The following is a 22,006-nucleotide window of genomic DNA, read 5'->3' as shown; positions in this document are numbered from 1 at the left end:
GCCTTGAACAGGAAGATTTCTTTCTTGTCGATTTCATATGGTACCAGCGTCCCCCAATCGGCTTGCAGCGCGCAGGGCGGTGAGCTCGCGCACGAGGCGGGCCGTCTGGCGTCCAGCAAGCCACTGGCCGATGGCGCGGCCCCTGAGCTCTTTTGGTGCATCTTTGCCGCTGATGCCGTGCATGGCTGCGAGCAGTCTCTCGCCATGCCGCAGGTAGTCGGGCAGGCTGTGGTGGTCTGCCTCGATGACGGCATTGAAGTCCGCGAGCGTGAGCACGGAGCGCTGCTTGTCGATGGCGAGCAGCAGCGCGGCAATCTTGCCGGGCCGCTCCAAGAGCGGCGCGCGCATGTGCTGCTCGATGAGGAAGCGGCCGGCGCGCAGCCAGTCTTTCGGCAGCGTCACGCGCCGGTCCCATGCGGCGAGCTGCTCGAGCCCGCGCTGTTCGTGGCCGTAGTGATGCGGTTCCATCGCCTTCGGCGTCGTGCCCTTGCCGAGGTCGTGGACGAGCGCGGCGAAGCGCGCGGCGACGTTCGCCGTCTTAGAGGCGGCGCCGTCGACGACCAGGAGCGTGTGCTGCCAGGCATCGCCCTCGGGGTGGTATTCTGGCGGCTGTGTCTTGCCGATGAGCAGCGAAAGCTCGGGGAAGGTCACCGAGAGGATGCCTGCGCGCTCGAGCGCGCGGAAGAACACGGAAGGCCGCTCTGCCTGCAGGGCGCGCCGCAATTCGGCGATGATGCGCTCCTGCGGCTCATGCTGCAGCTCTTCGCGGCAGGCGTGCATGTAGCGGCTCGTCTGCTCCGCGATGGAGAAGCCGAACTCCGCCGCTTGGCGTGCCGCGCGCAACGCGCGCACGGGGTCTTCCATGAAGTGCGGCGAGACGGCACGGATGATGCCTTTCTCGACATCGCGCGCGCCGTGATACGGGTCAATCAAGGTCTTCGCGGGCAGCTCGAGCGCCATGCTGTTCATCGTCGTATCGCGGCGGTAGAGGTCTTCCTCCACCGTCACAGACGGGTCGTACGAGACGCGAAAGCCGCGGTAGCCCTGCCCCTCCTTCCGCTCCTTGCGTGCAAAGGCGACCTCGGAGAGGCAGCCGTCGATGGAGACGAGGTAGACGGGAAAGCCGTGCCCGACCTTCTGGGCATCCGGGAAGAGCTGCTGGAAGTCCACCTCCGCGATGCCGGAGACCATGTAGTCCTTGTCGTGCGGCCGCACGTGGCGCAGCGCGTCGCGCACCCAGCCGCCGACGATGAAGACGCGCGCGCCGTGTGCGCGCAGGACCTTGGCGAATGCCTCTTCCGTCATAGGTGTTCCCTCACTTCAGGATCTGCGCGCCGTGCGTGTCGAGGTCGAGCGTCAGGATGCGCGCCTCGACATCGTGCTTGCGGAATGCCTCGAGCATGGCCTTGCCGACGGCTTCTTCCGCATGGCGGCGCTCCAGCACGTAGGCGATGAGACATGGGCCCGCACCACTCAGGGTCGCCCCTGCGGCGCCCGCCCTGCGCGCGGCCTTGAAGACTTCGTACATGCCGGGAATGAGCTCCGCGCGGTACGGCTGATGCAGGGCATCGTCGAGGCCGAGGCGCAGATAGCGCTCATTGCCGCGCGTCAGGGCTGCGACGAGCATCGAGGCGCGGCCGATGTTGAAGATGGCGTCCTTCATCGGCACTTCCGTCGGCAGGACCTTGCGGGCCATGCGCGTCGAGAGCGGGAAGTTCGGCACGGCGACGACGAACTTCATGCGGAAGCGCGGCAGGAAGCTGAAACAGTCGACGCGGCCGTTCGTGACGGCATTGACCGTGAAGCCGCCGAAGATGGCCGGCGCCACGTTGTCAGGATGGCCCTCGATATCCGTCGCGAACTGCAGGATCTCGCGGCGATTGAACGGCGTGCCGATCAGGGCATTTGCCGCCGTCAGGCCGGCGACGATGGCCGTCGCCGAGCTGCCGAGGCCGCGCGAGAGAGGCACGCGGTTTTCCATGTGGATGACGGCGCCGCGGTACTCCTTGTCCTTGCCGGCCTTGCCCAGGAGATACTGTGCCGAACGCCAGACGATATTGCGGTTGTCACACGGGATGTTCGTCGCCCCCTCGCCCGTCATCGTGATGGACAGGCCCGGCTCGCGTGTCAGGCGCAGCTCGAGGTCATTGTAGACCGTGCAGGCGAGCCCGAGGCAGTCGAAGCCTGGGCCGCAGTTGGCACTCGTACCGGGAACGCGGACGCGAACGCTTTTCTCTGTCATGCTCTTACCCCCGTTCCTCATTCTCGACGCGGATGACGTTGCGGACCTCATCGACGACTGGCAGCTTGCGCAGTGCCTTCAGCGCCTTCTCGATGCGCTTGTGCTCGACGAGATGCGTGATGGCGACGATTTCCGCATGGTCGACGACATTGCGGCGCGTCTGGATGACCGATTTGAGGCTGACGCCGGCATCACCGAAGGCCGTCGCGATGGCACCGAGGACGCCGGGCTTGTCGTCGACGAGCAGGCGCACGTAGTAGGAAGAGGAGGTCGCATCAAGCGGGCAGAGCTTCTTCTTCTCGTAGCAGGTGCAGCGCACATGGCCGAAGGTGCGGTTGATGATGTCGCGCGCGACGTCGATGATGTCGGAGACGACGGCCGAGGCCGTCGGCAGCGAGCCCGCACCCTGCCCGTAGAACATCGCCTCGCCAATGGCGTTGCCGCGCACGAAGATGGCGTTGAAGACGCCGTTGACCGAGGCCAGCGGATGCGTCTTCGGCAGGAAGACCGGGTGGACGCGCACGTCGACGCCGTTCTCATCCGAATCCTTGCCAACGGCCAGCAGCTTGATGACATAGCCGAGGTCCTTCGCGTACTCGATGTCGTCCGGCGTGATCTTCGTGATGCCTTCGACCGAGACGTCTTCGAGCTGCACGCGCGTGTTGAAGGCGAGCGAAGCGAGGATGGCTGCCTTGCGCGCCGCATCGAGGCCGTCGACGTCCGCCGACGGGTTTGCCTCCGCATAGCCCTTGGCCTGTGCTTCCTTGAGGACGGTGTCGTAGTCGGCGCCGCACTCCGTCATCTTTGTCAGCATGTAGTTCGTCGTGCCGTTGACGATGCCGAGGATCTCCGTGATGCGGTTGGCCGTCAGGCACTGCTTGAGCGGCGTGATGATTGGGATGCCGCCACCGACGCTCGCCTCGAAGCGGAAGTCGACGTCCTTCTTCTCGGCCATCGCGAACATGTCCTTGCCGAACTGCGCGACGACGTCCTTGTTGGCCGTCACGACGCTCTTGCCGGCCTCCATCGCGCGCAGCATGTACTCGCGCGCCGGGTGGATGCCGCCCATGAGCTCCACGACGACATCGATCTCCGGGTCATCGAGGATATCCTCAATCTTGTCCGTGAGCCTTACATCACCGAGCTGTGGGCGCGGCTTCTTCACATCGCGCACGAGCACCGTCTTGATTTCAATCGGTGTGCCGACGCGTTCCGTAATCTGCGGCCGATTCATCTCGAGCACCCGAATGACGCCCGATCCGACCGTACCGGACCCGAGCAGACCAATCTTTATACTTTTTCCCATCCGACACACCTTCTTTCCTTAGGACTGACCGAGAACTTCGAGGCGCTTGACGCCGTCGACCATGCGGAGCTTGTCGAGCAGGGCCTCGAGGTCGACTGAGAGGTTCGCCGTCTCGATGGAGACCGTGGCATTCGCGACGCCCTGCAGGGGGATGCCCTGGTTGATTGTCATGACGCTGCCCGAATCGGCCGAGATCGTGTTGAGCACGCTCGAGAGCACGCCCTTCTTGTGCTCAAGCAGCAAGGTCAGCGTGACGATCTTGTTCTGGCTTGCCTCGTAGAACGGGAAGACATAGTCCTTGTACTTGTAATAGGCACTGCGCGAGAGCTCCATCTTCTCAACGGCCTCGTTGATCGTGCGCGCATCGCCGCGCTTGAGCATCTCCTTGACGCGGATGGTCTTCTTGATTGCCTCTGGAAGGATTTCCTCGCGGACGAGGAAGAATCCGCTTTTATCGTTGTTCATATATTACGCCTCCAATGGATACTATTCTTTTGACAAAGGATAGTATACCATAAGATGTGCACAAATGCCAATGGAATTTCCGATTTTGTCCAAATCCTAAGGATGGATTTCACAAAATGTTAACTTTCTCACAGCACGATACCCAAAAAGCGTAAAAAAACAAGCCTGCATCTGCAGGCTGCAAACATTCGTAGTAAAACCGGATACGGACACATGACACTTTGTCACTCAATCGCGGTGGCCGGCGTGTATCTTGTTCTCGGTACCGTTCATGAGACGGACGATGTTGGACTTGTGGCGGATGATGATAAAGGCCGCCGCGAGTACGCCGAAGATGACGTAAGGCGTCGGATAGCCCCAGACGTACGCGAGGACGGGCACGAGTGCCGCCGCGATACACGAGCCGAGCGAGACGTACTTCGTGATCATGACGATGACGAGCCAGACGAGGAAGACGATGAGGCTCGGCACTGGCATGAGCATCGCGATGACGCCGAGGCCGGTCGCCACGCCCTTGCCGCCCTTGAAGTGCAGGAAGAGCGAGCACGAATGGCCGACGATGGCCAGGATGCCCGCGATGACCATGATGAGCGGCGAAGCGGTGAAGACCTCTGCCAGGCCGACGCTCAGCGCGCCCTTGAGGAAGTCAAGCAGAAAGATCAGGAAGCCCGGGCCCTTGCCGAGCGTGCGCCAGGCATTCGTCGCACCGATGTTGTGACTGCCGTATTCGCGCAGGTCGACGTGCCAGAGCAGCTTGCCGAAGACGAGGCCGTTCGGGATGGAGCCCAGCAGGTAGCTTGCGAGGCAGACGAGGAGGACCGATGCCATCAGTAATCTTCCTCCTCTTTGCGCGCGCGCACGATGAGGCGCAGCGGCGTTCCCTCAAAGCCGAACTGCTCGCGCAGGCGGTTCTCGATGAAGCGCAGGTACGAGAAGTGCATGAGCTCCGGGTCGTTGACGAAGATGATGAACTTCGGCGGGCAGATGTCCGTCTGCGTCATGAAGAGGATCTTGAGCTGGCGGCCGCGGTGCATCGGCGGCGGATTGACTGAGACGGCATCGCGGATGAGCTCGTTGAGGACGCTCGTCTTGATGCGCATGGCCTGCTGCTCGGCCACGTAGCGCACGAGGTCCGTCACGCGCGCGACGCGCTGACCCGTCAGTGCCGACGTGTAGAGCACCGGCGCATACTGCAGGAAGCCGAGCTTGTCGCGCAGTTCGTCAGTAAAGCGCAGCGTCGACTTGTCGTCCTTGTCCGGATAGATATCCCACTTGTTGACGACGATGACAACGCCCTTGCCCGACTCGTGGGCGTAACCTGCGATCTTCTTGTCCTGCTCCGTGATGCCCTCGAAGGCGTTGATCATCATGAGCACGACGTCGGCGCGGTCGATGGCGCGCAGCGAGCGCATGACGCTGTAGCGCTCGACCGGCTCGTCGATCTTGCCGCGGCGGCGCATGCCCGCCGTGTCGATCAGCGTGAACTTCGTGCCGTCCTTCGTGAAGTGCGTGTCGATGGCATCGCGCGTTGTGCCCGGCACATCGCTGACGATGACGCGCTCCTCGCCGAGGATTGCATTGACGATGGAGGACTTGCCGACATTCGGGCGGCCGATGACGGCGATGCTGATCTCATCCTCATCCTTGACCTCTTCCTCCTTCTTCGGGAAGGCCGCGACGATTGCATCGAGCAGGTCGCCGAGGTTCATGGCGTTCGAAGCCGAGATGGGGATCGGGTCGCCGAGGCCCAGGTTGTAGAACTCGTAGACGTCCATCGCGCGCTGCGGGCTGTCGATCTTGTTGACCGCGAGGATCACAGGCTTCTTCGTGCTGCGCAGCAGGCGCGCGACCTCCTCGTCTGCCGTCGTCAGGCCGGAGCGGCCGTCGACGAGGAACAGGATGACGTCTGCCTCGTCCATGGCCAGCTGTGCCTGCTGGCGCATCGACTTGAGGATGTGGTTGCTCTCATCAAACTCGATGCCGCCGGTGTCGATCATCGTGAAGTGCTGGTTGAGCCACTCCGCGTCGAGGTAGATGCGGTCGCGCGTGACGCCCGGCATGTCGTCGACGATGGAGACGCGCTTCTTGCCGATCTGATTGAAGAGCGTGGACTTGCCGACATTCGGACGGCCGACAATCGCCACGATTGGTTTGCTCATATTCATCCCTCTTTCTATATAAAATCAAAGTCAAAATCAGTACTGGATGTTCTTCGTATAGCCCGCGTTGCTCTGCCACATGTAGGACGTCTCACCCGCGCGGCGCTTCGCGTAGTGCGGCCAGTCCAGCAAGGCGCGGTAGTAGTCGCCCCCCGTCTGCACGGGCTCGATGCGGCTCGCGGGGAATTCTTCGCGCATAGCCGTGAGGCTCACATCGTCGAGGAAGATGTCCTCGCCCGAGCGCAGTGCGGGCTCCGGTATGAGGATGCCCGAGCGTGGTCCCGAGAGCGCCTTGAGCTGCTCGATGATGTCGTGCGCCGTCAGCAGGCCGGAGACGTTGACCGTCGTGCCGAAGTGCTTGTTCTCGACCGGCACGATGCGCACGTGAAGGTTCGGCTGCTCGGCCTCGGCCTTCTCTGCGAGCTCCTGCATGACGGGCGCAACGGCCGTGCCCGTGACGACGTCGAGATAGACGGGCGCCTCATACGGCGCAGTCTCCCCGTGCGCTTCGGACTCTTTCTCCCAGTCGTTGATGAAATTGCGCGTGAGGCCAATGCCGTTGTCGAGCTGCGGGAAGCCATCGTAGAACGAAGTCGGCGGCACGGGGCGCCCGGCGAGGAAGTAGAACTCATCGCCGAGGTAGATGAAGGTGCGCCCCTCCTCTTGTATCTTCTTCTGCCACTTTTCGACCTCGTCGATGACGCGCGCGGCCCCCTCCGCATCGAACTGGTGCAAGGGGAAGGGGTCCGTGCGGTACTTCGTGATGCCTACGGGCACGATGGCCAGCGACAGGGCGTGCGGCCGCCGCGCGACGACCTCGCGGATCGTGCGTTCGAGCTCCGCGCCGTCGTTGAGACCGGCGCAGAGCACGACCTGTGTGTGGTAATCGGCGCCGGCCGCCTCGAGGTTGTCGAGCTGCTCCGCGATCTTTGCCGCGCCGGGGCAGCGCAGCATCTGTGCGCGCAGTTCCGGATTCATGCACTGCACCGAGACGAAGAGCGGCGACAGGTGGAACTGCTTGATGCGCCGGAAGTCGTTCGGCCCCATGTTCGTCATCGTGACGAAGTTGCCGTAGAGGAAGGACAGGCGGTAGTCGTCGTCCTTGATGGAGAGGCTCTGGCGCATGTTCGGCGCGATCATGTCGACGAAGCAGAAGTAGCAGTGATTCGCACAGTTGCGGATGCCATCGAAGACGGCCGACTCGAACTCGACGCCGAGCTCCTCATCGATCTCCTTCTCGAACGAGATCATCTCCTGCTCGCCGTCGGCGTGCTCGACGAGCATGTCGATCTCCTCGTCGGCCATGGCAAAGCTCAGGTCGATGATGTCGCGGAGTCCCTGCCCGTTGATTTCAAGGATCTTGTCGCCCGGCACGAGCTCCAGTTCTTCTGCCAAGCTGCCCGGATAGACGCGCAGGATGATACCTGGATAGTATTTGCTCATATTCTTACTCTCTTGCACTACAAACAAAGGAGTGATGCATAAAATCATCACTCCTCAGAATGTCTTATCTTATTTTAGACGCAGGTCTCAGTCGCGAGCCTTCGTGATGGACAGCGAGATGCGTTTGCGCTTCGTGTCGATGCGAAGGATCTTGACGCGGACGATATCGCCGACATGTACGGCTTCGTCAGCGCGCTCGATGCGCTTGTCAGCGAGCTCGCCCATCGGGATCAGGCCATCGAAGCCCGGCTCGATTTCCATGAATGCACCGAAGTCCGTCAGCTTGATGACTTTGCCTTCGATGATCTGGCCTTCGCTGTACTTCTCAGCGGAATCATACCACGGATCACGCATCGTATCCTTGACGGACAGCGAGATACGCTTGTTCTCCGGGTCAACGCTCTTGACATAGACGTCGAGCTCCTGGCCAACTTCGAGAACATCCGACGGATGCTTGACGCGGTGCCAAGCGAGGTCCGAGATGTGTGCGAGGCCGTCTACGCCGCCGATATCGATGAATGCACCGTAGTCGACGAGGCGCTTGACCGTGCCGCGAACCGTCTGGCCAGCTTCGAGCGTGGAGAAGACTTCCTCTTCCTTCTTAGCGCGCTCAGCTTCGAGGAGCGAACGGCGGGAAAGAACGAGGCGCTGCTTGTGGACATCGATCTCAATGATCTCAGCCTCGACCGTCTGGCCGACATAGATGGAGAGATCCTTGACGAAGTGGAGTTCCATCTGGGATGCCGGGATGAAGCCGCGCAGACCCTCGACGGAGGCAACGAGGCCGCCCTTGACAACCTGCGTGATGTGAGCCTGGACCGTCTCGCCAGCTTCCTTCTTCTTCTCCATCTCCGTCCAAGCGACCATGCGGTCAGCTTTTACCTTGGAGAGGATGCCGCCGTTGTCGCCGCCGAGGGAAACAACGTAGACGTCGATGACATCGCCGACTTTGACGACATCTTCAGCGGACTCCGGAGCCGGGTAAGCCAGCTCGCGCTTCGGGATTGCGATCTCCTGCTTGTATCCAATATCGACATAAGCCTCGTCGCGGTTTACCTGGATGACCTTACCTTTTACAGTGGTGCGCTCCTGGATATCCGGCAGGGACTCCTGTGCTAATAACTCTTCCATGTTCATCTGTTCTGACACTTTTTATATACCTCCTTGATAATCCAGTCCGGTGTAGAAGCACCAGCTGTAATACCAATTTTTTTTATTTTGTCAAACCACTCGTCCTGCAGCTCTGCCGCAGTCTCGATGTGGTAAGTCAGGCACTTCTCGGAACAAAGCTGTGCGAGCCTTGTCGTGTTGGCACTGTTCTTGCCGCCGATGACCAACATGAGGTCAACCTTGCTGGCAAGATCTATGGCAGCGGCCTGTCGCTGATCTGTCGCCGTACAGATGGTTCGCAGGATCCTGATGTCCCTCGACTTCTCAAGAAGGCGCATGACAATCTGACGGAATCGCGCTCCGGAAAACGTCGTCTGGCACACGATGCCGAGTTTGCCGCAGGGCTCGACGGCCTCTGCTTCATCCTCTGTCTCGATGATCTGTGCCTTTCCAGAAGACCATTCAAAGATGCTCTTGACCTCCGGATGTTCCTTCTCTCCGATGATGACCACACTGTACCCTTCATCCACGAGCTCCTTGGCGGAGAGCTGCGCCTTCTTGACGTGCGGACATGTCGCGTCCACGACCTCAAGGCCGCGCGCCTTCGCCTCGTCGTAGACCGCGGGGCCCACGCCGTGCGAGCGGATGATGACGGTCCCCTTCTCCATCTCCTCGAGGCGGTCTACCGAACCGACGCCTTCGCGGCGCAGCCGGTCAACCATCTGCGGGTTGTGGATGATGGGGCCGAGCGTACAGGCAGTCCCGTCAGCAGAAGCATTCTCTCTGGCAATCTTGATGGCGCGCTTGACGCCATAGCAAAAGCCAAGATAATCTGCTAAGATGACTTCCATACATCTACCACCATAAATCATATTATTGCAAAGACGCCCAAAAGGCTTTTTTACAATCTATAGCCTAGTATATCATGCATCAAGGCGTCAGGCAAATGGTTTTAGGAAATTTTTTTAATTTCTTCCCGCATGGCCGCGATATGTGCCATGATTTCCTGCGAGAAGGCCGCCAGCTGCTCCTTGTCGCGCTTGTCGCCCGTGAAGTGCATCGGCTCGCCGTACATGATGCGGAGCTTCGGCAGGAAACCGCCGTGCTGCATGATGCGGTCCGTGCCGACGATGCAGGCCGGCACGACGGGCGCGCCGCTCATCGCGGCGAGCAAGCCGACGCCAGCCTCTGCCTTGTGGAGCCTGCCGTCCTTGCTGCGCGTGCCCTCCGGGAAGAGGCCGAGCACGCGGCCCTGCTTGAGCACATTGATGGCCGCTTTGATGGCGCCGCGGTCCGCCGCGCCGCGCTTCACGGGGAAGGCGTGGCAGCGGCGGATGGCCGCCCCGAAAATCGGATGCTCGAAGAGCTCGATCTTAGCCATGTACGAGACGGGGCGCGGCAGGAACGTCGCGAGGAGCGGCGGGTCCCAGTTGCTCATGTGGTTGGCCGCGAGGATGACCGGCCCTTCTGCGGGCAGATGTTCCTTGCCGTACGTCTTGGCGCGAAACAGGACCTGGAAGAAGATAGCAAAGATGATGCGAAGGATTGTGTAGAGCATCGTATCACCTGCACATTCCGATGATGCGCGCGACGACCTCGGGGATCGTCATGCCCGTCGTGTCTAGGAGCGTCGCGTCCTCTGCCTGGACGAGCGGCGAGATCTCCCGCTCCATATCGGCCTTGTCGCGCGCGGCGATGTCGTGCTCGATGTCGGCGAGGTTCACCGCGAGCCCCTTCTCGCGCAGTTCCTTGTAGCGGCGGTTCGCGCGCTCCGCGATGGATGCCGTCAGGTAGATCTTGACGTCGGCGCCCGGCAGCACATTCGTCGCGATATCGCGGCCGTCCATGAGGACGCCGCCGCGCTCTGCCATCTTGCGCTGCAGGTCGACCATCTTCTCGCGCACGGGGCCGAGTGCCGCCACCTGCGAGACGATGTGGCTGACCTCTGGCGTGCGGATCTCGCCCGTCACATCCTGCCCGTCGACGCGCACGGTCGTCTTGCCGTTCTCGTACGAGAGGTCCACGTCGATGTCGGGGATGACGGCGAGGATCTTCTCGTCCGTGACTTCCCCGCCCTGCTGCAGGACCTTCCAAGCGACGGCGCGGTACATGGCGCCCGTGTCGATGTACGTATAGCCGAGCTCTTTGGCGGCCAGCTGTGCCACCGTGCTCTTGCCGGCGCCGGCCGGCCCGTCGATTGCTACTACGAGTTTCTTCAAAACAGATTCCCCCAAATCAAGTTGATATGTACTAGCTCATGCCTGAAGGCGGGCGAGCGTACCGTAGAACGCCGGATACGAGATGTTCACACAGTCAGGGCGCTCAATCTCCACGCCCTCGCCGGCCGTGCCGAGGATGGCCAGCGACATCGCCATGCGGTGGTCGTCGTACGAGAAGCAGTTGGCACACTGCACCTTCGTGCCGCCGTGGATGACGAGACCGTCCTCGCTCGCCTCGACAGAGCCCGGCGCGAGCTTGTTGAATTCGTCTGTGATGGCCTGCAGGCGGTCCGTCTCCTTGACGCGCAGCTCGCCGGCACCCGTGATGACCGTGTCGCCCTCGGCGAAAAGCGCCGCCACGGCGATGACCGGAATCTCGTCGATGAGGCGCGGCATGATCTCTGCACCAAACGACGTGCCATGGAGCTTCGCGGCCTCGACGCGGATGTCGGCTGCGGCCTCGCCGCCGCTCACGCGCTCGTTCTCGAGCGTGACGGAAGCGCCCATCGCCTTGAGGACGTCGAGGATGCCCGTGCGCGTCGGATTGACGCCGACATTCTTCAGGAGCAGGCTGCTGCCCGGCACGACGGAGCCCGCCACGAGCCAGTAAGCCGCCGAGCTGATGTCGCCGGGCACCTCGATGGCCTCCGGCGCACGGAAGGAGTCGACCGGCTCGATCGTCACGGCCGTGCCCTCTTTCTTCGTCTCGACGCCGAAGGCCTCGAGCATGCGCTCCGTGTGGTCGCGCGAGGTGAACGGCTCGACGACCGTCGTCGGGCCGTCTGCGTACATGCCGGCCAGAAGAATGGCCGACTTGACCTGCGCGCTCGCGACAGGGCTCTCGTAGACCATCCCGTGCAGGCGGCTCTCTGCCGGCACGATGGTGATGGGCAGCTTCGTGTTGTTCTCGCGCCCGTAGATCTTCGCGCCCATCGCTGAGAGGGGCTTGATGACGCGGCCCATCGGGCGCTTGTGCAGCGAGGCGTCGCCCGTGAAGGTCGTCAGGAACGGCTGCGGCGCGAGGATGCCCATCATGAGGCGCAGCGTCGTGCCCGAGTTGCCCGCGTCGATGATCGTGGAGGCTTCCTTAAGACCGTGCAGACCGTGGCCGCAGACCACGAGCGCCGTCTCCGACTCGAACTCGACCGAGGCGCCTAGCGCCTTCATGCAGGCCGCTGTCGAGAGGCAGTCCTGCGCGTGCAGGAAGTTCGTGATGTGCACCGGTGTCGAGCCGAGTGCCGAGAACATGACGCTGCGGTGCGAGATGGACTTGTCGCCGGGGATCTCGATCGTACCGTGCAGCCCCTGCCTTGCCTTGGCAATCGTTTTCGTATTTTCCATAGAGGTTCCTCCACTCCATTCATCTATCAGGTATCATGCAAAATCCATGTATCAGTCATCGTTCCAGACGCTCCAGCAGCCCGCCGCATTGCCCATCGAGAACGCCGCCTGCAGGTTATAGCCGCCCGTGTAGGCGTCGACATCGACGACCTCGCCGGCAAAGTAGAGCCCCGGCACGAGCTTCGACTCCATCGTCTTCGGGTTGATCTCCCGCACGGAGACGCCGCCGGCCGTCACGATGGCCTCCGCAAGCGGCCGCGTCTTCGTGATGGTCAGCGTCAGATGCTGCAGCGTCTCGACCAGGCGATGGCGCTCCTCCGCCGTGACTTGGTGCACCGGCTTTTCGGGGTCGAGGTAGGCGCAGTCGAGCACCGGCTCGATGAGCTTGTGCGGCAGGAGGTCCATGAGGCCGTTTTTCAGCGACTTGCGGATGTACTGCTCGAAGTCGCGCTGGACGCGCGCATCGAGTTTCTCCGGCGTCAGGGCCGGCTTGAGATTGAGCTCAAGCTCGACGAACTTCCCGTCTGCGAGGCACTTGGCAGCCTGACGGCTCATCGATAGGATGATGGGGCCCGTCACGCCGAAGTGCGTGAACATCATCTCGCCGAACATCTCCTGCACCTTCCCGCCATCGGCGAGCAGCGTAGCGCGGACATTGCGCAGGGAGAGGCCCTGTACATCCTTGACCCACTCCTCCTCTGTCTCGAGCGGCACGAGCGAGGGCTGCAGCGGCACGATTGTGTGGCTGAGCTTCTTCGCCATCGCATAGCCGTCGCCCGTCGAGCCCGTGCCCGGGTACGAGGCGCCGCCCACCGCGAGGATTACGGCGTCGGCCTTGTAATGCGCGCCCGACTTCGTGCGCACGCCCGCGACACGGCCTTCCTGCAGCAGGATGTCCGTAACGGGCATCTCGAGCTCGATGCGGACACCGAGCTCGTGCAGCCGGTGCACCATCGCATCGACGACATCCTGCGCCTTGTCGCTGACGGGAAAGACGCGGTTGCCGCGCTCGACCTTGACAGGCACACCCTGCTCGACAAAGAAGTCCATGACATCCCGGTTGTCGAAGGCGCGCATCGAGCTATTGAGGAAGGCGCCGTTGCCGTGGATGTTCCGGATGATCTCGGGGACGTCGGCCGCATTCGTGATGTTGCAGCGCCCCTTGCCCGTGATCATCATCTTGCGGCCGGGCCGCTTCATCTTCTCGAGCAGCGTGACTTCCGCACCGTTCTCGGCCGCGCGGATGGCGGCCATCATGCCGGCCGGGCCGGCTCCTATGACTAGAATCTGTTTCATCTCGTACACCCCGCCAATCGATAGAGGCTGCTGACTTCTTCTTCCGTCAGGGCGCGGTGCTGGCCGCGCGCGACGCCCTTGAGCGTCAGGCCGGCAAAGCGCACGCGCTTCAAGGACTTGACATCGCAGCCGACAGCCGCGAACATGCGGCGGACCTGGCGATTGCGCCCCTCGTGGATCGTTATCGCAGCGCGCGTGAGACCTCGCACGCGTTCACCGGGCTCGCGCTCCGGTAGCAGGCTGACCTTCGCCGGAGCCGTCATGCCGTCCTCGAGCAGCAGCCCGTCCCGGAGCATCTGGAGCTTTTCCTCGGTCAGCTTCCCCGTCACGCCCGCATGATACGTCTTCTCGACCTCGAAGCGCGGGTGCAGCAGGCCGTTCATCAGAGCACCGTCGTTCGTGATGAGCAGCAGGCCCTCCGTGTTGTTGTCGAGGCGGCCGACCGGATAGACGCGCTCGCGGACCTCCGGCAGCAGGTCGAGTACCGTGCGGCGCCCGCGGTCGTCCTTCGCCGTCGAGAGATACCCCTTCGGCTTGTTGAGCAGCAGGTAGACGTGCTGCTCCTCGCCCGCGATTTTCTTGCCGTCGACCAGTATCGTGTGCGCCGCAGGGTCGACCTTCGTGCCGAGCTCGCGCACAACTTGGCCGTCAACCCGGACGCGGCCCTCCAGGATCATCTTCTCCGCCGCGCGCCGCGAGGCGATGCCGGCCTGGCTGATGATCTTCTGCAGGCGTTCCTCTTGCATCATGCACTCATCCTTTCACCAGTGACCGCAGGAAGTTCCAGACCGTCAGGAAGAACGAGCGGCGCGTGATGTCCGCTCCCGCGAGCAGGTCGGTCGAAGCAACTTCTTTGCCGTCGAGCTCCACGACGAGGCGGCCGACAGTATCGCCCTCCTTGATGGGCGCGCGCAGGTCATCGGCCTCGATGCGCGTCTTGTAGGCTTCGCCCTCGCCCTTGAGCTTGGCGAGCGTCAGCGTCTCGGCGGCCTTCAGGGGCAGCTTGCGGCCCGTGCCGCCTGCGACATTAGCATAGCCCACCGTATCGCCTTCTTTGACAATCGTGTCCGGCTCAACATGCGCGAAGCCGTAGTCGAGCAGCTTGATCGAGTCGTTCCACATGTAGACCGAGTCGAGCACGACGGCGACGAGCTGCAGCCCGTCCTTCTTCGCGCCCGAGACGAGGCAGCGGCCAGCGGCATCCGTGTAGCCCGTCTTGACGCCGTTGGCGCCGCGATAGAGCCAGAGCATCTGGTTCTCGTTGCGCAGATGGTGCGACGGGTCCTTGACCCAGTCGAAGTCAATCTCCTTCGTGCTGACAATCTGCTCGAAGCCCGGCACGCGGTAGCCGTAGGCCGTGATCTTCGCGAGGTCGTAGGCCGTCGTGTAGTGGTCTTCGCGCGGCAGGCCGTTGGCGTTGGCGAAGTTCGTATTGACGGCGCCGATCTCGTGCGCCTTCGCGGTCATCATCGCGGCGAACTTGTCGACGGAGCCCGCGATGTGCTCCGCGACAGCGACCGTCGCATCATTGCCGGAGTGCATCATCATACCGTAGAGCAGGTCGCCCATGCGGATCTTCTCGCCCGCCTCGAGCCAGAGCGTCGAGCCCTCCGTGCCGGCGGCATTGCTGCTGACCGTCACCATGTCATCCATGTTGGAATGTTCGAGCGCCAGGATGAGCGTCATGATCTTCGTCGTGCTGGCCGGGAAGCGGCGCTCGTCCTTGTTGCGCTCGTAGATGACCTGGCCCGATGCGGCATCGATGACGACAGCCGAGCGCGCCGTCAGATTCTGCAATGGATCATCGGGACTGATGACGAGTCCCGGGATATCGGGGCGCGGCATCTCCTTGATATCATAGACGGCCTCTGCCTGTACCGGCGTGGCAGCGATCTGTGGCACGAAAAATGCCAGAGCGAGCCCGCCCGCGAGCAGGAGACGGCCGATTCTTCTCTGTTTCAATCTGAATTCAAACTCCTTGTATTCCCTCATTTTCCCTCAAATATACATCGGGGAGAAGGATAAATCATCCCTATTTTATCATCCATTCCCGCTCCCCGCAATAAGCCGCGCTCAGCGTTTCCGGACTTTTCCCGCACCGACGATGGCCGTAAGCTGTTCAAATGTCTCGGCTGCATCATCGAGCCAGAAATTCTCGCGGGCCTTCTGCCAGTGACCGCCCGAGTGGAAGAACGTCGCGTAGTCGCCGTGATGCGCGGCGATGAGCTGCTTCATCTCCGTGCGCTTCGCCTCGGGCAGGCCGCCTGCCGGCAGCTCGATGTAGTAGGCGAAGCGGTAGTCCTTGAGTGCCCAGACCGAATCGGCGATGAGCTTGACCGTCTCGTCCGTCATGTCGATGTGTCCCTGCACGACGACAGGCGTGTCGGGCACGAGCAGGTTCATATTCTGGTAGAACGTGCGCGGGAAGACCGTGACCTCGATGGAGTCGGTGAAGTCCTCGACCGTCGCGAAGCACATCGTGTCCCCCTTCTTTGTCGTGATGCGCTTTGCCTCCGTCAGCATACCGCCGATGCGCACGACCTGCTTGTCGCGCACGGTATCCGGCTGCAGGCTGCCGATGCGCGGCAGGTTCTCGAGCTTTGCCGCGTACTGGTCCAGCGGATGGCCCGTGATGTAGAAGCCCGTCGCCTCCTTCTCCCAGCGCAGCCGCTCTGCCTTCGGCACTTCATCGATGTCCGGCAGCTGCAGCATGCCCGTCTCCTCAATCGTCTCATCGGAGAAGAGGCCCATCTGGCCGCTCACGGCGTCCTTCTGCTGCTGGGCCGCTTCCATGACGGTCTGCGGCAGGACAGCCAGGAGCTGGCTGCGCTTCGCGCCGAACGAGTCGAACGCGCCGCACTTGATGAGACTCTCGATGACGCGGCGGTTGACGACGCGCATGTCGACGCGGCGGCAAAAGTCCGAGAGCGAGCTGAAGGGGCCGCCCGTCTCGCGGATGCGCGCGACATTCTCGATGGCCGTCTCGCCGACATTGCGCACGGCGGCGAGGCCGAAGCGGATGGCATCCCCGTCGACGCTGAAGTAGGCGGAGCTCGCATTGATATCCGGCGGCAGGATCTTGATGCCCATGCGGCGGCAGAGCTCGATGTAGGTCGAGACCTTCGGCGTGTCCATGATGCTCGTGAGCATCGCCGCCATGAACTCCGCCGGGTAGTGCGCCTTGAGGTAGGCCGTCTGCCAGGCGACGAGCGCGTACGCCGCACTGTGCGACTTGTTGAAGCCGTAGTCGGCGAAGTGCGTCAAGAGGTCGAAGATCGTGTTGGCAAGACCCGCATCAATGTGGTTCTTCTCGCAGCCATCGAGGAAGTTCTCCTTCTGCGCCATCAGGATCTCGTGCTTCTTCTTGCCCATCGCGCGGCGCAAGAGGTCGGCCTGTCCGAGCGTGAAGCCCGCGAGCACCTGCACGATCTGCATGACCTGCTCCTGATAGAGCACGACGCCGAACGTCTCCTTGAGGATGGGCTCTAGCAGCGGGTGCATGTAGGTGACTTCCTTCTCCCCATGGCGCCCCTTGATGAAGTCCTCGACCATACCGCTGCCCAATGGGCCCGGACGGTAGAGCGCGACGAGCGGGATGAGGTCGGCGAAGTTCTCGGGTGCGAGGTCGCGCACGAGCTGCGTCATGCCGGCCGACTCCATCTGGAACACCGCGCCCGTCTTGCCCTCGCAGAGCATCTTCGAGGTCAGCCCGTCTGTCAGCGGGATCTTGTCAATGTCAACCTTCTCATGGCGGCTCTTCTCGATGTTCGCGATGGTGTCGCTGATGACCGTCAGCGTGCGCAGGCCGAGGAAGTCCATCTTGAGAAGGCCGAGTTCCTCGACGTGGTCCTTGTCGTACTCCGTGACGAGCGTGCCCTCCGAGATGGAGACCGGCACGTAGTCCGTCAGCGGATGGCGCGCAATCACGACGCCGGCGGCATGCGTCGACGAGTGGCGCGGCAGACCCTCGATCTTGCGCGCGAGGTCGATGAGCCGGTGGACGTCCTCACTGCTCTCGTACGCCTTGCGGAAGTCGGCCGACTCCTGCATCGCCTTGTCGAGCGTGATCTTAAGCTCATTCGGCACGAGCTTCGCGATCTCCGCCACCTCCGCATACGGCAGGTTGAGCACGCGCCCGACATCGCGGATGGCGCCCTTCGCCGCCATCGTGCCGAAGGTGACGATCTGCGCGACGTGGTCATAGCCGTAGCGCTCCTTGACGTAGTCGATGACCTTGCCGCGCTGGATGTAGTCGAAGTCGACATCGATATCTGGCATCGTCACGCGCTCCGGATTGAGGAAGCGCTCGAAGAGCAGGTCGTACTTCAGCGGGTCGAGGTTCGTGATGCCGAGCAGGTAGGCGACGATGCTGCCGGCGGCCGAGCCGCGGCCCGGGCCGACGCCGATGCCGTGCTCGCGCGAGTAATTGATGAAATCCCAGACGATGAGGAAATAGCTGTCATAGCCCATGCGGTGGATGATGCCGAGCTCGTACTCGAGGCGCTCGCGGATTTTCTCCGTGACCGTTGCGTAGCGGCGCGGCAGGTTCTCCTCGCAGAGGTGACGCAGGTAGGCTTCATCGTCGGCATACGGCGCTGGGATCGGGTAATACGGCAGCTGCAGGTGGCCGAACTCGAAGTCGACCTTACAGCGCGCAGCGATCTTCTCCGTATTGGCAATGGCCTCCGGCAGGTCAGGAAACAGCGCCGCCATCTCCTCCGGCGACTTCAGGTAGTAGTCGTCGCTCGCGAAGCGCATGCGGTCAGGATCGTCGAACGTCTTGTTCATCTGGATGCAGAGCAGGATGTCGTGGAACTCGCTGTCCTCGCGGTGCACGTAGTGCAGGTCGTTCGTCGCGACGAGCCCGACATCGTACTTCTTGGCGAGCTCGACGAGGCCGGCGTTGGCCTTGCGCTCCTCCGGCAAGCCGTGGTTCTGGATCTCGAGGAAGAAGTTCTCGCGGCCGAAGATCTCGAGGTATTCGCGCACGAGCGCGTCGGCGCGCTCCATGTTGTCCTGCAGGATGGCGCGCGGGATCTCGCCGGCGATGCAGGCCGAGAGGCAGATGATGCCCTCGTGGTACTGGCGCAGGAGGTCCTTGTCGACGCGCGGCTTATAGTACATGCCCTCAACGTTGGCCAGCGAGACGAGCTTGACGAGGTTGCGGTAGCCCGTCTGGTTCTCCGCGAGCAAGATCAGGTGGTAGTAGCGGACGCCATTGACCTCGCGGTGTTCTTGGCGCGCGCCAGGGGCCACGTAGACCTCGCAGCCGATGATGGGCTTCACGCCCTGCTTCTTTGCCTCTTTGTAGAAGTCGATGACGCCGTACATGGCGCCGTGGTCGGTGATGGCGATACTGTCCATGCCGAGCGCTTTCGTCGTCTCGATGAGTTCCTTGATGCGGCTCGCACCGTCGAGCAGGCTGAACTCCGTGTGGACATGGAGATGGGTAAACGGCATGCTTTCACTCCTTCCCGTTTACGATAGAATCACGATATAATCAGCAGAAAAGCCGGAGACGATGCTCCGGCTCAAATTCCATATGGTGCTGGCCTCAGACCTCCATGATGATCGGCAGGATCATCGGGCGGCGGCGCGTCTTCTCGAAGAGGTAGCGGCCCAGCGCATCGCGCACATTCGACTTGATGGCAGCCCACTCCTTGACCTTCTCGTCTTCGCAGCGGTCGAGTGCCTGCTGCACGCGTGCCGTGGCCTCGTCCATCAGGGCCTCCGACTCGCGCACGTAGACGAAGCCGCGCGAGACAATATCCGGACCCGAGACGACGCGGTGCGTCTGCTTGTTCATCGTGACGACGACAATCAGGATGCCGTCCTGCGAGAGCTGGCGGCGGTCGCGCAATACGATATTGCCGACATCGCCGACGCCGAGGCCGTCGACCATGACCATGCCGGCCGTGACCTTGCCGGCCACCTGGCCCTTGTCACGCGTGAACTCGAGAATCTGGCCGTTCTCGCTGATGAAGATGTTCTCCTTCGGCATGCCGAGCTCGCGCGCGAGTCGGGCGTGCTGCACGAGGTGATGGTACTCGCCGTGGACCGGGATGAAGAACTTCGGGCGCACGAGGTTGTGCATGAGCTTGAGCTCCTCGCGGCTCGCATGGCCCGAGACGTGGATGCCCTGGTTGCGGCCGTAGATGACGTTGGCACCGAGCTTCATGAGGTTGTCGATCGTCTTCGAGACGAGCTTCTCATTGCCCGGGATCGGCGTTGCCGAGATGATGACCGTGTCGCCCGGCACGATGCCGACCTTGCGGTGGTCGCTCATCGACATGCGCGTCAGTGCCGACATCGGCTCGCCCTGGCTACCCGTCGTGATGATGACCATCTGCTCCATGCGGTAGTTGTGGATCTCATCGATGTCGACGATCGTGCCCTCAGGCGCCGTGATGTAGCCGAGCTCCAAAGAGATGTTGACGACGTTGACCATGCTGCGGCCGAGCACGGCGACGTGGCGCTTGTAGCGGACGGCCGTGTCGATGACCTGCTGGATGCGGTGGACGTTCGACGAGAACGTCGCGACGATGATGCGGCCGCGCGCATTGTGGAAGGCGCGGTCAAAGGCCGCCCCGACCGTGCGCTCCGACGGCGTATGGCCCTCGCGCTCCGAATTCGTCGAATCCGCCATGAGCACGAGGACGCCGCGGTTGCCGAGGTCGGAGAAGCGGCGGAAGTCCGTCATCTTGCCGTCAATCGGCGTGTAGTCGAGCTTGAAGTCACCCGTGTGCACGATCATGCCGACCGGCGTCTTGATGGAGAGTCCGACGGCATCCGGGATCGAGTGGTTGACGCGGATGAAGCCGACGCTGAAGCAGCCGACGTTGATGATGTCGCCCTGCATGACCGAGTGCAGGTTGCTCGAGTCGACGCCGTTCTCCTTGAGACGGCCCTCGAGGATGCCGAGCGTCAGGCGCGTGCCGTAGACCGGCACGTTGATCTTCTTGAGGACGTACGGCAGCGCGCCGATGTGGTCCTCGTGGCCGTGCGTCAGCACGATGGCCTTGATCTTGTCCTTGTTCTCAATGAGGTAGTTGATATCCGGGATGACGAGGTCGATGCCGAGCATGTCTTCATCCGGGAACATCAGTCCCGCATCGATGACGAGGATCTCATCATCCACGCGGATGACGGTCATATTCTTGCCGATCTCCCCCAGGCCTCCGAGAGGGATGATCTGTAATTTTTGTGCTCCTTTAGCCAAAAAAGTACACCTCCAAAGTGTTTGCTGCATCTCATAGCAGAATGCAAATGCAAAATTTATGATACATCTTTATTTTGATATACGTTGCGTATGGTTGCTGGATAGAAATCCCCTATCGTTCCTTCCTGCCCTGCTTCTCTTCTCCGATGACGTGCTAAATGCGTTAGACGCGCTAAGAAAGCGTTCCCATAACCATGACAAGAATCCGTGCTGCCTCACACGATGCAAGGCATCTGTCATGATGAACGTCGCGCAGGAATGGTAGTATGAAGTTTTTATCCGATCAAATCATTCTTTTTTATTTTATCATCAAGGCGCCCATAAATCAATGTAAAAAGACACTTCCAGATGGAAGTGTCGCAAAAAAGTATACCATATGCACCTTGATGCATCTGCCCACCCGAGCATCAGAGGATGCGCACGCCGTAGTGGACCTTGCTATAGCGGCCGCCCATGATCTTCGTGAAGCCGAGGCGCTCAAACTCCAAACTGCGCGCGTTCTCCTTGAAGACGACGCGGCGCCTTGCCACGCGGCAGGCCTCCTCGATCATCACCTCTGAGACCGGCTCGTGGTTGGCCGCCGTGCGCAGCGGCGAGAGGCTGCGGCTCTCGAGCAGCGGATGGCGGAACATCGGGTCGAAGTAGACGACGTCGACGGAATCATCCGGCTGCTCCTTCAGATAGTCGAAGGCGTCCGCGCAGACCGTGCGGATGCCGCGCATGGCCTCCTGTATCGGCCAGTTCTCCGCCTTGAAGTGCGCGAGGCCGTAGCCTACGACCGTCTCGATGAGCGGCTGCGACTCGATGCCCGTGACCCGCCCTTCCGGACCGACCGCAAAGCTCGCGACGATCGCATCCGCGCCGAAGCCCAGCGTGCAGTCGAGCACGCTCATGCTGCGCGAGAGGTCCATGGCCTCGACCATGCGGTCACCCGTGCCCGCGCTGCCGAAGCGCAGGTTCTTGAGGCGCAGATGCGCCATGTTCGGGTGGAAGAAGAGGTCGCCGGATGGCGTCGAGAGCGTCAGGAGGCCCTGCTTCGCGACCAGGATGAAGTCGACCCCATAGCGCTCGCGCAGTGCCTTGCCCGAGAGATTCGCGCGCGGCACGTAGGGAATCCCCGCATGCTCTGCCGCCCACTTCGCCAGGGCGACGGCATCCTCGCTGCACTTGCGGCCCGTCGTCGCGATTGCCTGAACCATCGTATCA

The 22,006-nt window shown here is 62.1% G+C and carries 18 protein-coding genes; all 18 read right to left on the bottom strand.

The window, feature by feature from the left end; genetic code table 11:
- Positions 1-33: 33 nt before the first annotated feature.
- The 18 genes from MITSMUL_RS01550 to MITSMUL_RS01465 all read right to left on the bottom strand — a co-directional run bounded on the left by MITSMUL_RS01550 (position 34) and on the right by MITSMUL_RS01465 (position 21,999).
- Complete coding sequence (locus MITSMUL_RS01550) at positions 34-1,305, bottom strand: tRNA nucleotidyltransferase/poly(A) polymerase-related protein (RefSeq protein WP_005839322.1); 1,272 nt, start codon at positions 1,303-1,305, stop codon at positions 34-36.
- A 10-nt stretch (positions 1,306-1,315) separates the two neighbouring features.
- Entirely contained in the window at positions 1,316-2,242 is a 927-nt protein-coding gene (gene thrB, locus MITSMUL_RS01545) for a homoserine kinase (RefSeq protein ID WP_040635283.1), read from the bottom strand.
- A 4-nt stretch (positions 2,243-2,246) separates the two neighbouring features.
- Complete coding sequence (locus MITSMUL_RS01540; RefSeq protein WP_005839319.1) at positions 2,247-3,548, bottom strand: homoserine dehydrogenase; 1,302 nt, start codon at positions 3,546-3,548, stop codon at positions 2,247-2,249.
- 18 nt (positions 3,549-3,566) lie between these two features.
- A complete protein-coding gene (locus MITSMUL_RS01535) occupies positions 3,567-4,013 on the bottom strand; it encodes an ACT domain-containing protein (RefSeq protein WP_005839317.1) in 447 nt (148 codons plus the stop codon).
- Between the two features lie 228 nt (positions 4,014-4,241).
- Positions 4,242-4,841, bottom strand: coding sequence for a glycerol-3-phosphate 1-O-acyltransferase PlsY (plsY, locus tag MITSMUL_RS01530; protein ID WP_005839315.1), 600 nt, complete (start codon positions 4,839-4,841; stop codon positions 4,242-4,244).
- Entirely contained in the window at positions 4,841-6,172 is a 1,332-nt protein-coding gene (gene der / locus MITSMUL_RS01525) for a ribosome biogenesis GTPase Der (protein ID WP_040635281.1), read from the bottom strand. The genes plsY and der overlap by 1 nt, the downstream gene beginning before the upstream one ends.
- A gap of 36 nt (positions 6,173-6,208) precedes the next feature.
- Positions 6,209-7,615 carry a DUF512 domain-containing protein gene (locus MITSMUL_RS01520; protein ID WP_040635279.1) on the bottom strand — a complete coding sequence of 469 codons (1,407 nt, stop codon included), beginning with the start codon at positions 7,613-7,615 and terminating at the stop codon, positions 6,209-6,211.
- A gap of 87 nt (positions 7,616-7,702) precedes the next feature.
- On the bottom strand, positions 7,703-8,746 hold the full coding sequence (rpsA, locus tag MITSMUL_RS01515) for a 30S ribosomal protein S1 (RefSeq protein WP_040635714.1): 1,044 nt from the start codon (positions 8,744-8,746) through the stop codon (positions 7,703-7,705).
- Positions 8,747-8,748: 2 nt separating this feature from the next.
- On the bottom strand, positions 8,749-9,576 hold the full coding sequence (gene ispH / locus MITSMUL_RS01510; protein ID WP_005839307.1) for a 4-hydroxy-3-methylbut-2-enyl diphosphate reductase: 828 nt from the start codon (positions 9,574-9,576) through the stop codon (positions 8,749-8,751).
- A gap of 101 nt (positions 9,577-9,677) precedes the next feature.
- Entirely contained in the window at positions 9,678-10,283 is a 606-nt protein-coding gene (locus tag MITSMUL_RS01505) for a lysophospholipid acyltransferase family protein (protein WP_005839305.1), read from the bottom strand.
- 4 nt (positions 10,284-10,287) lie between these two features.
- A complete protein-coding gene (gene cmk, locus MITSMUL_RS01500; RefSeq protein WP_005839303.1) occupies positions 10,288-10,944 on the bottom strand; it encodes a (d)CMP kinase in 657 nt (218 codons plus the stop codon).
- 36 nt (positions 10,945-10,980) lie between these two features.
- Entirely contained in the window at positions 10,981-12,285 is a 1,305-nt protein-coding gene (gene aroA, locus MITSMUL_RS01495; protein ID WP_005839301.1) for a 3-phosphoshikimate 1-carboxyvinyltransferase, read from the bottom strand.
- Between the two features lie 51 nt (positions 12,286-12,336).
- Positions 12,337-13,581, bottom strand: a complete 1,245-nt coding sequence (locus MITSMUL_RS01490) for a BaiN/RdsA family NAD(P)/FAD-dependent oxidoreductase (RefSeq protein ID WP_005839299.1) — start codon at positions 13,579-13,581, stop codon at positions 12,337-12,339.
- On the bottom strand, positions 13,578-14,330 hold the full coding sequence (locus MITSMUL_RS01485) for a pseudouridine synthase (protein ID WP_005839295.1): 753 nt from the start codon (positions 14,328-14,330) through the stop codon (positions 13,578-13,580). Before MITSMUL_RS01485 ends, MITSMUL_RS01490 begins: the two co-directional genes overlap by 4 nt.
- 4 nt (positions 14,331-14,334) lie before the next feature.
- On the bottom strand, positions 14,335-15,426 hold the full coding sequence (locus tag MITSMUL_RS01480; RefSeq protein ID WP_040635712.1) for a D-alanyl-D-alanine carboxypeptidase family protein: 1,092 nt from the start codon (positions 15,424-15,426) through the stop codon (positions 14,335-14,337).
- 228 nt (positions 15,427-15,654) lie between these two features.
- Positions 15,655-19,041 (bottom strand): DNA polymerase III subunit alpha, encoded by a 3,387-nt coding sequence (locus MITSMUL_RS01475; protein ID WP_005839291.1) that lies wholly within the window; start codon positions 19,039-19,041, stop codon positions 15,655-15,657.
- Positions 19,042-19,135: 94 nt separating this feature from the next.
- Positions 19,136-20,830, bottom strand: a complete 1,695-nt coding sequence (locus MITSMUL_RS01470; RefSeq protein WP_005839289.1) for a ribonuclease J — start codon at positions 20,828-20,830, stop codon at positions 19,136-19,138.
- Positions 20,831-21,207: 377 nt separating this feature from the next.
- Positions 21,208-21,999, bottom strand: a complete 792-nt coding sequence (locus MITSMUL_RS01465) for a class I SAM-dependent methyltransferase (RefSeq protein ID WP_005839287.1) — start codon at positions 21,997-21,999, stop codon at positions 21,208-21,210.
- Between the last annotated feature and the right edge of the window lie 7 nt (positions 22,000-22,006).

The organism is Mitsuokella multacida DSM 20544 (assembly GCF_000155955.1).
GTDB lineage: Bacteria > Bacillota > Negativicutes > Selenomonadales > Selenomonadaceae > Mitsuokella > Mitsuokella multacida.
This window is presented reverse-complemented; position numbering and strand designations above follow the sequence as displayed.

Coding starts and splice junctions, on each gene's coding strand:
- MITSMUL_RS01550 (WP_005839322.1), bottom strand. CDS start 1,305: ATGACGGAAGAGGCATTCGCCAAGGTCCTGCGCGCACACGGCGCGCGC.
- thrB (WP_040635283.1), bottom strand. CDS start 2,242: ATGACAGAGAAAAGCGTTCGCGTCCGCGTTCCCGGTACGAGTGCCAAC.
- MITSMUL_RS01540 (WP_005839319.1), bottom strand. CDS start 3,548: ATGGGAAAAAGTATAAAGATTGGTCTGCTCGGGTCCGGTACGGTCGGA.
- MITSMUL_RS01535 (WP_005839317.1), bottom strand. CDS start 4,013: ATGAACAACGATAAAAGCGGATTCTTCCTCGTCCGCGAGGAAATCCTT.
- plsY (WP_005839315.1), bottom strand. CDS start 4,841: ATGGCATCGGTCCTCCTCGTCTGCCTCGCAAGCTACCTGCTGGGCTCC.
- der (WP_040635281.1), bottom strand. CDS start 6,172: ATGAGCAAACCAATCGTGGCGATTGTCGGCCGTCCGAATGTCGGCAAG.
- MITSMUL_RS01520 (WP_040635279.1), bottom strand. CDS start 7,615: ATGAGCAAATACTATCCAGGTATCATCCTGCGCGTCTATCCGGGCAGC.
- rpsA (WP_040635714.1), bottom strand. CDS start 8,746: ATGGAAGAGTTATTAGCACAGGAGTCCCTGCCGGATATCCAGGAGCGC.
- ispH (WP_005839307.1), bottom strand. CDS start 9,576: ATGGAAGTCATCTTAGCAGATTATCTTGGCTTTTGCTATGGCGTCAAG.
- MITSMUL_RS01505 (WP_005839305.1), bottom strand. CDS start 10,283: ATGCTCTACACAATCCTTCGCATCATCTTTGCTATCTTCTTCCAGGTC.
- aroA (WP_005839301.1), bottom strand. CDS start 12,285: ATGGAAAATACGAAAACGATTGCCAAGGCAAGGCAGGGGCTGCACGGT.
- MITSMUL_RS01490 (WP_005839299.1), bottom strand. CDS start 13,581: ATGAAACAGATTCTAGTCATAGGAGCCGGCCCGGCCGGCATGATGGCC.
- MITSMUL_RS01485 (WP_005839295.1), bottom strand. CDS start 14,330: ATGATGCAAGAGGAACGCCTGCAGAAGATCATCAGCCAGGCCGGCATC.
- MITSMUL_RS01480 (WP_040635712.1), bottom strand. CDS start 15,426: ATGCCGCGCCCCGATATCCCGGGACTCGTCATCAGTCCCGATGATCCA.
- MITSMUL_RS01475 (WP_005839291.1), bottom strand. CDS start 19,041: ATGCCGTTTACCCATCTCCATGTCCACACGGAGTTCAGCCTGCTCGAC.
- MITSMUL_RS01470 (WP_005839289.1), bottom strand. CDS start 20,830: ATGCAGCAAACACTTTGGAGGTGTACTTTTTTGGCTAAAGGAGCACAA.
- MITSMUL_RS01465 (WP_005839287.1), bottom strand. CDS start 21,999: ATGGTTCAGGCAATCGCGACGACGGGCCGCAAGTGCAGCGAGGATGCC.